This window comes from Psychrobacter namhaensis, from assembly GCF_016107545.1.
In the GTDB taxonomy this organism is placed as follows: Bacteria; Pseudomonadota; Gammaproteobacteria; order Pseudomonadales; family Moraxellaceae; genus Psychrobacter; species Psychrobacter namhaensis.
This window is the reverse complement of the sequence record NZ_JABASS010000027.1, coordinates 1-10,647: the sequence shown is the minus strand read 5'-3', so window position 1 is coordinate 10,647 and position 10,647 is coordinate 1. Positions and strand designations below refer to the sequence as shown.

Below are 10,647 nucleotides of genomic sequence, written 5' to 3'. Positions count from 1 at the left end.
CAGAACTCAGTCCTTGATATAAACTTAAACCGTCCAACATTTGGGGGTCAGTTCAGTCTGACCCTTTTTGTTGAGTGATCATTCAGTGTTATTAACGCTTAATAAAAGTTTACTTAGCGCTGGCCGTCACTTTTGGGGTTTCGTGTGCCAATGATTTGGCCGCTTGGCGCAGCTCAAACTTTTGCACTTTACCGGTGCTGGTTTTGGGTATTTCCGCAAAAATAATGTATTTAGGCACTTTAAATCCTGCTAAATGCTGCTTGCAGTGCTCCATCACGTGATCGCGCTGTAAGGTGCTACCGTCATGGATTTCGATAAAGGCCACTGGTACTTCGCCCCATTTGTCATGCGGTGCGGCGACAACGGCACAGCTTTGGATCTCAGGCATTTTGTATAAGACGTTTTCGACCTCAATACTAGAGATGTTCTCACCGCCTGAGATGATGATGTCTTTCAGTCTGTCCATAATTTTGATGTAGCCATCAGGGTATTTAACCCCCAAATCCCCCGTCCGGAACCAACCATCAGCGAAGGCCTCTTCGGTTGCTTTACGGCTTTTTAGGTAGCCTTTCATCACCATACTGCCACGCAGTGCCAACTCGCCCATCTCTTCACCATCAGCAGACACAGGTTCAGTGGTGCCTTGCTTAAACACTTCAAATCCTGTCATGAGATGAGAATTCACACCTTGACGTGATTTTTTTTGCGCGCGAGCGGTGACATCGAGCGCATCCCATGCGTCTTGCTCAGCGCAGACGGTGACAGGTCCATATACTTCGGTGAGACCGTAGACGTGAGAGATGTGAAAGCCCATCGCTTCCATGGCAGCAAGCATGGTTTCAGAAGGTGGTGCACCAGCGACCCAGCCCCGCACTTTATGGTTAATCGCTGCTTTATATTCAGGCTTACCGCCCGCAATCATATTGTGTACCACTGGCGCTGAGCAATAATGGGTCACTTTGTGCTTGGCAATCAATTGTAAAATCAAATCAGCATCAATTTTACGCAAGCAGACGTTGACGCCCGCACGTTCAGCGATTGTCCACGGGAAACACCAGCCGTTGCAATGAAACAGGGGCAGCGTCCATAAGTACATAGGGTGTTTTGGCATATCCCAGTCAAGGATGTTGGATACGGCGTTGAGTGTCGCCCCGCGATGATGGTAGACCACGCCTTTGGGTTTACCTGTGGTGCCAGAAGTATAGTTCAGAGCAATGGCATCCCACTCGTCCGATGGTTTTTCCCAATTATCCAAGCTGTCAGAGCTGGCAACCAATTCTTCGTAGCTCATTTGTCCAAAGCGCTCAACATCAACTGCGGCATCTGTCGCATGAATGACAATTAATTTTGGAAATGCTTCAGCGATCATCTCAGCGTGCTCAGCAAACTCGCTGTCTAGTATTAACACCTTGGCTTCTGAGTGCTGTAAGCAAAAGCTTAGCGCGTTGATATCAAGGCGTGTGTTTAGAGTACATAACACGCCGCCTGACATGGGCACCCCAAAGGCGCATTCGACCATCGCGGGTGTGTTCGGCATCATGACTGCCACGGTGTCGTTTTTATCAATCCCTAACTTACGCAGACCATCTGCCAATTGCCGACAACGATCGTAGGTCTGTTGCCATGTTTGTGTCAGATTATTGTGCGCTAGGTCGTCATAGATGATGGCAGTTTTATCAGGATATACTTGTGCGCTGCGGATGATAAAATCGATCGGGGTGAGCGGTTGATGATTGGCAGCGTTTTTGCCGAGACCTGTGTGAAAATCTGTCATGGGATAGTCCTTTATCTTGCGTTTATAATTCGGTGAACACGCTATCAACTTGCTATAAAAGGCAGAGTCGCTGTCTGTCACGGCTTTTAAGCCACTGACACGACAGGATTGAGACGACAGTTTGCTGATCTGTTTTGTCGCAATCTAATAGGGGGTTCACGATAAATATTTGCCCGTCCATTATAGACAAAGCCATATGAAAAGCGAGTATGTTTTTTAGCGCTTGCTGATATCCGCTAACCTGAGCAAGTCGCTTGACAAACATAGTGCTCACTCATCAGTCGCTTGTCTGCGTAGCTGTTAATAATAGCGTTGTGTTACGATGACAGGAACGCTAAATCCTATAGCCTGTTTAGGGCGTATCCCCAACTCAATCGATAATTATCTAAATAGACTAAACATGAGCACACCCGAGTCTCACAACCCATTCATAAGGAAAATGATATGCCAGCCAGCCAAGCCAATATGATTGATACTGCTAGCACCAACGAACACTATCCGCATTTGTTTGAGCCGTTAGATTTGGGCTTTACCACGTTAAAAAACCGTTTGGTCATGGGTTCTATGCATACGGGCCTTGAAGACCGTTTTTATAATTATGGCAAGCTGGCGGCGTATTTTGCCGAACGTGCCAAAGGTGGCGTGGCGATGATGATTACTGGCGGTATCTCACCCAATCGCGAAGGCTGGTTGCTCCCTGCTGGTGGCACCATGAATACAAAAGCTGATGTGATCAATCATCAGCGCGTCACCCGAGCGGCCCATAAATATGACAGCAAAATCATCATGCAAATCTTGCACAGTGGTCGTTACGGCTATCATCCATTTGTGGTGTCAGCCAGTCCGGTAAAGTCTCCAATCTCGCCTTTTAAACCGCGTAAGATGAGCATTAAAAACATTGAGCAAACCGTTAAGGATTACGCACGTTCAGCATGTTTGGCCAAGCAAGCGGGTTATGATGGTGTCGAAATCATGGGCTCTGAGGGCTACTTGCTCAATCAGTTCTTATCGCGTCACGTGAATAAACGGACTGATCAATACGGTGGCGATATTCAGGGTCGTATGAAGTTTGCTGTCGATGTGGTGAAAGCGGTACGCGCAGCAGTAGGAGAGGATTTTATTATCCTGTTTCGCTTATCCGTGATTGATTTGGTCAAAGACGGCAATGTCATGGACGAAGTGATCACCGTAGCCAAAGCCTTGGAAGCGGCGGGTGTGACCATCATGAACACAGGTATCGGCTGGCATGAAGCACGCGTACCGACCATTGTGACGAGCGTGCCGCGTGCTGCCTTTGTTGACTTTACCGCTGAAATTAAAAAGCACATCAATATTCCTATGATGGCGGCCAACCGTATCAATATGCCAGACACAGCAGAAGATATCGTCGCCAGTGGTCAGGCAGATATGATCCAAATGGCGCGTCCGTTCTTGGCTGATGCGCATTGGGTCAATAAAGCCAAAAACGGTCAAGCCGATCGCATCAATACTTGTATCGCCTGTAATCAAGCCTGTCTTGATCATACTTTTGAACATAAGCGCTCGACCTGTCTGGTCAATCCGCAAGCGTGCTATGAGACTGAATTGGTCTATAAAAAAGCCAAGAAACCGAAAAAGGTGGCGGTCATCGGTGGCGGTGTCGCTGGCATGTCGGCGGCGCATGTAGCAGCGCTGCGCGGTCATGATGTGACGCTGTTTGAAGCCAAAGATATCTTGGGCGGGCAATTTAACTATGCCAAAGTCATCCCTGGTAAAGAAGAGTTTTTTGAGACCATTCGCTACTATATCAATGAGCTTGAGCACTTAGGCGTTGAGATTAAACTCAATACCAAAGTCGATAAAGCCATGTTAGAGAAAGCCAAATTCCATCATGTCATCGTCGCTACTGGCGTCGTACCTAGAAGCCTAATCGGTAAGCTTGAAGGGGCTGATTTGCCACAAGTAATGAGCTATGCAGAGCTGCTCTCTGGTGAAAAATCTGTTGGCGATACCGTGGCCGTCATCGGTGCTGGTGGTATTGGTTTTGATGTCAGTGAGTATCTCACGGCGCGCCACGGCCAGCCACTTGATGAGTTAGGTCCTGAGCTGTTAAAAGATCCAAGCTACCGGCCAAAAGCTCAGTCGGTTAGCGAATGGCGTGAAGAATGGGGCGTGACTGAGGACACTGATTATCAAACCGATGGAGGTCTGACGAAGCCTGAAGCCATACAACCGATCCGCCAAGTTTATCTCATGCAGCGTACCAAAGGTCGCTTGGGTAGTGGCCTCAATAAAACCACAGGCTGGGTACATCGCGCCCATGTCAAATCGCACGGTGTCATCCAAGTATCAGGCGCCCAGTACAACAAAATCACCAACGAAGGGATTTGGATCACCAATAATCAAGGTCAAACCCAGCTGCTACGTGTCGATAGTGTCGTCGTCTGCGCAGGTCAAGAATCAGTGGTTGAGCTGATGCCAAACGTCGGTGATGCACCAGACGCGCAATACCATCTGATCGGCGGGGCAAAGCTTGCCGCTGAGCTGGACGCCAAACGCGCGATTCGTGATGGGGCAGAAGTTGCCGCTCAGATTTAACGTCGGATTAGAAGTTTAGAACTTATGAGAGCGGCGAGGTAGATTACCTCGCTGCTTTTTTTGTCTAACCTTCCATCTCCCCAACCAACCATTTCTCAACATCTTCCACCTGCGCTGCCAATTCAGGTCGCGCTGTTGCTAATCCGTCAAGTTTGTCTTTGATCTCTTTCTTATTGTATTTAGCACCCGTTAATGTCTCTTTGAGCAGATCAATCAATTCAACGTTTAACGCATCAGAGAAAATAACGACCTCGCTAACCACTGCCTGCTTCACATCAAGGTGCAAATCGATAATGCCCCAATCAAAGCGCGTCTCGATGTGATGGCTAAACTCAGGGGTTTTGCCAAAGCGCCACTCCCAGTCTGCCATTTGCTGATAGTAGGTATTGAGCGCCGGCTGCTTGGCGAGGCTCGCTTCATCGAGTTCTTCTACTGGCGCAGTGTCACCATAATGTTCACAAAACGCCTCGATGATGGCATCGGATAACCTCTCGTGATTGATGTCTTCGTTAAACTCTTTCAGGTTAGCGACACGCGCGCGTACAGATTTGATGCCTTTGGCTTTGAGTTTTAGCGGATGTGGATTGAGATAATCGCCCAGCTTTTGCATGTTGGCATTGACCAGTAATGTCCCGTGGTGAAAGCTGCGATCTGCTGCATGTTTAAAAGCGCTGCCTGATATTTTCTTATCACCGACCTGCATGTCGTTACGCCCAGATAAATCCGCCTCTATGCCTAACTTCTTTAGCGCATTGATGATGATGGTAAAGTTCGCGTCTTGGTCGTAGCTGTCTTTAGGCGATAAAAAGGTAAAGTTGGTATTGCCCAAATCATGAAACACCGCGCCACCGCCGCTCTGGCGCCGCGCCAAAAAGATGTCATCTGCTTCCATCTTATCAATTTTGCATTCCACCCATGGGTTTTGCGAGCGCCCGATGACCACGGTTTCGCTGTTACGCCATAAGAATAGCGTGTGTGAATTTGCGTCAAGTGCTTGAAAGATCCAGTCTTCGGTGGCGAGGTTAAACCAAGGGTTGGTAACGCTTGATTTTAAAATGCGTAGTTTCATTATTTATTGTCCTTTTTATTGAAGGGTTTTTCTAGTTTTAGTGTCGTTAATAGGTATTGCCATTGTTGCCGATGCAAGTTTGGAATTCAATGGCTATGTGGTATGGAAGAATCAAATTGGGGAGCCGTATATAATCCTAATTGTAAGTACTATATGGCTATATTTTAAGTGTATTCTTAAAAGTTAAAGTGTAAAGCTCAACAAACTGGTAAAGTAGATAGAAGTTGAGTTTGATCTACTAACGTTAGCTTTCTTGAGGTTTTGCTTATGCAAATAGATTTAGCAAATTGGATATCTGTGTTTATAGCTTTAGTAGCAACAGCCTCAGCTGCCATAACTTATGCAGTCTACCGCTCCTCAACTGATCCAGAAGTTATTGTTTATGTTGATACAGATAAGAAGCGACCTTCACTTATAATTTTAATTATTGAAAATATAGGTAAAGGGCCAGCAGAAAATATAAGTTTTGAAACGTCCAGAGATTTACCTGAAAAAGCTTTCAGTATAGTAGAACCTCAGAGCATGCCAGAGACTATGATATCTGGCCCTATCGTAGATGGGATTCCTTTCTTAGCCCCTGGCCAAAAAATTATTATTTCTTGGGGGCAATATGGAGGGCTGAAAAAATATCTTGGAGTAAATAATATTACAGTGAAAGCTAAATACAGAAGAGCTAACTCTATGTTTTGGTTTAATAGATCATCTAGTTCATCTCAGCTTTTTGTGGAAGCTTTTTATGGAACAGATATTTCTGATGCAAACTGGGATAAGAAAATTTCGGAAACTTTAATAAAAACTAACGAGCAGTTAAAAAGTATTGATAAAGCAATTAAAAAATTAGGTTCAGGAGAAAGCTAAAAATTACTTACAGATATTAGACCTATTACACAAGCTACCTTTAGACTTCAAAACTACTATTAGTAGAAGCATATAGGACATATTAACGACAGCGGTAACCCAATGTCTAATGCTTCTCTCAATAAAACCAATGATAGACCCAAACCAAAAAAACGCTCCTCAAGAGTGTTGTTTCTTATCTAACCAGTTCTTATAAGGCCTCAATCACCTACCCAAAATAGCCGCCATATTAAGCTCAGCAAATCTCGTGATAAATACATACGGATTGACGCCTGATCTACCAGAGATTAATGCGCTATCTTGCACGTATGTATTTTTGTGCCCTTTGACGCGTCCAAATTCATCCGCTACTCCACTCTGTTAGATATATTCCTTAACTTGACCAAATAAGAAATTTCCCTTACTATCCTGTTTCAATGTACTAGAACGTAAATACATCAAAATATTTTTATCATCAAACATGCTAAACAATACGGCAAAAATGCCAATATTAATTCTCATTTTAAAATGATAAGGCTTAACTATGACGAAGCACAATACAGCCAATAGCTATGGGTTACATCAATCAATCTTACCAAGTAACGACGGTTTATATGGCGAGTTTGGTGGCAAAATCGGCCATCCTGAGCTTGCCAAAGCTATGGCCGAAATCGAGACAGGTTTTCGTGAGATTATCAAAGAGGATGACTTTATCGCCGAGATGAAGCGTTTGCGTGAGACTTACGTCGGCCGGCCTAGTCCGATTTATCATGCCCAGCGTTTGAGTGAGCACTGCGGCGGGGCGCAGATTTATTTTAAGCGGGAAGACCTAAACCACACTGGCGCGCACAAAATCAATCACTGCTTGGGTGAAGTGCTATTAGCCAAGAAATTAGGCAAAACCAAGGTCATTGCCGAAACGGGTGCGGGGCAACATGGCGTCGCATTGGCAACGGCAGCGGCCTTAATGGGCATGGCGTGTGAGATACACATGGGTGTTGTCGATATTAGAAAAGAACACCCAAACGTGAGCCGTATGAAAATTTTGGGTGCCAATATCGTGCCTGTCTCACGCGGCGCAGGGACATTAAAAGAAGCGGTCGATAGTGCCTTTGAGACGTACCTAAACGAGCTGGATACCAGTATGTTTGCGATTGGCTCAGCATTGGGACCTGCGCCATATCCTGAGATGGTCAGCTATTTTCAGTCTGTGGTCGGGCACGAAGCGCGTGCACAGTTTTTGGCGACCACGGGCAAGCTGCCTAATAAAGTCGTGGCTTGTGTGGGTGGTGGCTCGAACGCCATTGGGATGTTTAGCGGGTTTTTGGCGGATGACAGCGTTGAAAAAATAGGCGTTGAGCCAGCGGGCGAGGGTCTAGAGACGCCCAATCATGCTGCCACTATGTCGCTGGGTGTGAAAGGGGAAATCCACGGTTTTAAATGTTACGTCTTATTGGATGAAAAAGGTGAGCCTGCCCCTGTGCACTCAATCGCCTCGGGTCTGGATTACCCCGGCGTTGGTCCGCAGCACTCACATTTAAAAGATTTACAATTGGCCACTTACGAGTCGGCGACAGACAGCGAGTGCTTAGAGGCGTTTATGGCGCTGTCACGACTTGAGGGTATTATTCCGGCTCTAGAGTCGGCGCATGCCATCGCCTATGCCATGAAAACTGCCAAAGATATGTCGGCAGATGAGACCATTTTGGTCAATTTATCGGGGCGCGGTGATAAGGACATTGACTTTATTTTGGACAAGGTTGATTTATAGCCAAAAAACCTACGATAAATACAGAAAATACCATACCCATTGAGCGTTTAAAAAGTTATCATCGTGGTTTTTTTAGCCCATGCCACTTTTATGACTGAGCATTTTTTATAAACAAATGCCGTCCAACGCTTGATAGGATGTACCCATGACCAACCGTGACCTCATGATTTTTTTAACGCTGTCCTTTATGTGGTCGCTGTCTTTTATTTTTTATCGTATTGGTGTGCCTGAGTTTGGCTCCTTAGCCTTTGCCAGTCTGCGGGTGGTATTGGCTGGGCTGACCATGTTGGTTTTTGTGTTATTAAAGAAGAAAAACAGGCAGGGCATTCGTGATAATTGGAAAGTGTTGACGCTGGTCGGTCTGTTTTCAGCGGCCATCCCTTTCATGCTGTTTGCCTTTGCGGCACGCTCCGTCAATGCTGGGGTATTGGCGGTGCTCAATGCTTCTGTACCGATGATGAGTGGCTTTATCGCCAGCACGTTTTTTAAAGACAGGCTCTCAAAGAAGCAAATTCTTGGTTTGGTTATTGGGATTGTTGGTGTGGTCATTTTGATGAGTGAGAGCTTATTTGGCGAGCAGAGTGTGACTTCAGGATCTGGATTATTACCGATGGGCTACGCACTGCTGGCTTGCGTGGGTTATGCCGTGGGCGCAAACATCACTAGAAATTACTTGGACAATGTGACGCCAGTGGCGATTACCGCAGGCTCGCTCATTATTGCCAGTGTTATCATGCTACCCATTGCGTTGTATGAGTTCCCTTATGGCAAGAGCATCAGTCTGACGGCTTGGGTGTCTGTGATTTGTATCGGTGTGTTTTCGACGGCCATCGCTCTGATCTTTATGAATCAGCTGATTAAAAGTATTGGCCCGATGCGGGCGACCAGTATCACGCTGGTCATTCCTATTTTTGCGATTATTTTGGGTTACTTATTGCTTGGTGAGGCCTTGGACACGCCAGCGATTATTGGCTCGGTGGTGATACTGTTTGGCACCTATCTGTCTTTAGAAATCTCGATTAAAAAGATGCTGACCTCATAGGGCATATGTAAGTTTGGTCACATCTAACTCAGCCTAACGCATCGAAAAACGTTGTAACCGCCACTGGGTGCCAAAAAATGCCATTAGCATGAAACCGGATTGATTTTATTAGCTTAATAGGCTTATAAGGGGTGATAATTAATCGCTACTTAAATACCAAGGATGTGCTTAAGTCAGTGTTTTTGTTTGTAAATTTGACTTGGAATAATAACGTTTACCCCTATAAAGATCACGGCTTATTAATAGCGGATTGACTCAATCAGAGCCACGAAACTGACCGCTATTTCTCAAGATCAATCAACCTATTGCTAGCGTTTTATAACAACAAACAAGGCTTTTTTATGGCACACGATAACTTATTTGAACCCGTCAAAATGGGCACCCAAACCCTAAAAAACCGCATCATCATGGCACCCCTGACCCGTCTACGTTCGATCGAACCGGGTGATGTACCGACCGCCCTTGCTGGTGAGTATTACTCACAACGCGCTGGGGCTGGACTGGTTATCACTGAGGCGACGCAGGTTTCTTTTCAGGCAAAAGGCTATGCAGGCGCGCCTGGTATTCACACTCAAGACCAAGTCACTGCGTGGAAAACCATCGTTGATAATGTCCATGCTAAAGGCGGAAAGATCGTCGTACAGCTATGGCACACTGGTCTGGTGGCGCATGAAAGCGTACAGCCTGATGGCCAAGCGCCAATTTCTGCCTCTGATGTGAATGTTGGTGTGCGCACCTCGCTACGCGATAGCGACAATCAGGCCATTCGTGTTGAGGCGACGCCGCCACGTCCGGCGACGCTTGATGAGATCAAGCAAGTGATTGCTGATTTTGCTCAAGCCACCAAAAATGCCAAAGAAGCCGGTTTTGATGGGGTAGAGATTCATGGGGCTCATGGCTATCTCTTGCATCAGTTTTGGGTTGAGCAAACCAACCAGCGTGATGATGAGTATGGTGGCAGCCGTGAGAACCGCGCGCGCTTAACGCTGGATGTCATCGATGCTTGTGTGGCTGCTTGGGACGCTGATCATGTCGGTATTCGTATTTCACCGCTTGGTACCTTTAACAATGTAGAAGCGGGCTACAATGAAGACGAAAATATCTGGATGATCGAGCAGATCAATAAACGCGGCATCATGTATCTGCATTTGTCAGAGCCTGATTGGGCAGGTGGTACGCCTTATAGTGATGCGTTTCGTCAGCGCGCCCGTGAGGCTTTTGGTCAATTGATTATCGCGGCGGGCGGCTATACGGCCGAAAAAGCGGAACAAAACATCAAGGCAGGCTACATTGATGCGGTTGCTTTTGGTCGTGACTATATTGCCAACCCTGATTTGGCTGAGCGTATTCGTACAGGAGCGCCGCTTAATGAGCAGCATCCAGAGTCATTTTATGGTGGCGGTACTGAAGGCTATACCGACTATCCATTTTTGGATCAGGCGTAATCGCTTATCAGCCACTATTAAGGGTAGTGTGTAACACCCTGAGCATACAAGTAAAAAGCCCCCTGACTATCACAGTTTGAACTGACCCCCAAAACTTGGACGGTTTAGTTTAACCCAAGGACTGAGTTCTGT

The 10,647-nt window shown here is 46.3% G+C and carries 7 protein-coding genes; 5 read left to right on the top strand and 2 right to left on the bottom strand.

Annotated elements, in window-relative coordinates:
- Positions 1-109: 109 nt before the first annotated feature.
- A complete protein-coding gene (locus tag JFC06_RS12095; RefSeq protein WP_193006280.1) occupies positions 110-1,774 on the bottom strand; it encodes an AMP-binding protein in 1,665 nt (554 codons plus the stop codon).
- 444 nt (positions 1,775-2,218) lie between these two features.
- Here JFC06_RS12095 and JFC06_RS12090 point away from each other — a divergent pair, with 444 nt between their 5' ends.
- On the top strand, positions 2,219-4,351 hold the full coding sequence (locus JFC06_RS12090; protein WP_198335240.1) for an NADPH-dependent 2,4-dienoyl-CoA reductase: 2,133 nt from the start codon (positions 2,219-2,221) through the stop codon (positions 4,349-4,351).
- 64 nt (positions 4,352-4,415) lie between these two features.
- Here the strand turns inward: JFC06_RS12090 and JFC06_RS12085 are convergent, their stop codons facing one another.
- Entirely contained in the window at positions 4,416-5,420 is a 1,005-nt protein-coding gene (locus tag JFC06_RS12085) for a lipoate--protein ligase (RefSeq protein WP_198335239.1), read from the bottom strand.
- Between the two features lie 267 nt (positions 5,421-5,687).
- On the opposite strand from JFC06_RS12085, the gene JFC06_RS12080 reads away from it, so the two are divergent.
- From JFC06_RS12080 to nemA, 4 genes are all read left to right on the top strand, one after another.
- Positions 5,688-6,278: a hypothetical protein gene (locus tag JFC06_RS12080; protein WP_198335238.1), complete on the top strand. Its 591-nt coding sequence runs from the start codon at positions 5,688-5,690 to the stop codon at positions 6,276-6,278.
- A gap of 523 nt (positions 6,279-6,801) precedes the next feature.
- Positions 6,802-8,028: a tryptophan synthase subunit beta gene (trpB, locus tag JFC06_RS12075; RefSeq protein WP_198335237.1), complete on the top strand. Its 1,227-nt coding sequence runs from the start codon at positions 6,802-6,804 to the stop codon at positions 8,026-8,028.
- Between the two features lie 145 nt (positions 8,029-8,173).
- Entirely contained in the window at positions 8,174-9,070 is an 897-nt protein-coding gene (locus JFC06_RS12070) for a DMT family transporter (protein WP_198335236.1), read from the top strand.
- A gap of 341 nt (positions 9,071-9,411) precedes the next feature.
- Positions 9,412-10,515 carry an alkene reductase gene (nemA, locus tag JFC06_RS12065; RefSeq protein ID WP_198335235.1) on the top strand — a complete coding sequence of 368 codons (1,104 nt, stop codon included), beginning with the start codon at positions 9,412-9,414 and terminating at the stop codon, positions 10,513-10,515.
- Positions 10,516-10,647: the final 132 nt, after the last annotated feature.

Coding starts and splice junctions, on each gene's coding strand:
- JFC06_RS12095 (WP_193006280.1), bottom strand. CDS start 1,774: ATGACAGATTTTCACACAGGTCTCGGCAAAAACGCTGCCAATCATCAA.
- JFC06_RS12090 (WP_198335240.1), top strand. CDS start 2,219: ATGCCAGCCAGCCAAGCCAATATGATTGATACTGCTAGCACCAACGAA.
- JFC06_RS12085 (WP_198335239.1), bottom strand. CDS start 5,420: ATGAAACTACGCATTTTAAAATCAAGCGTTACCAACCCTTGGTTTAAC.
- JFC06_RS12080 (WP_198335238.1), top strand. CDS start 5,688: ATGCAAATAGATTTAGCAAATTGGATATCTGTGTTTATAGCTTTAGTA.
- trpB (WP_198335237.1), top strand. CDS start 6,802: ATGACGAAGCACAATACAGCCAATAGCTATGGGTTACATCAATCAATC.
- JFC06_RS12070 (WP_198335236.1), top strand. CDS start 8,174: ATGACCAACCGTGACCTCATGATTTTTTTAACGCTGTCCTTTATGTGG.
- nemA (WP_198335235.1), top strand. CDS start 9,412: ATGGCACACGATAACTTATTTGAACCCGTCAAAATGGGCACCCAAACC.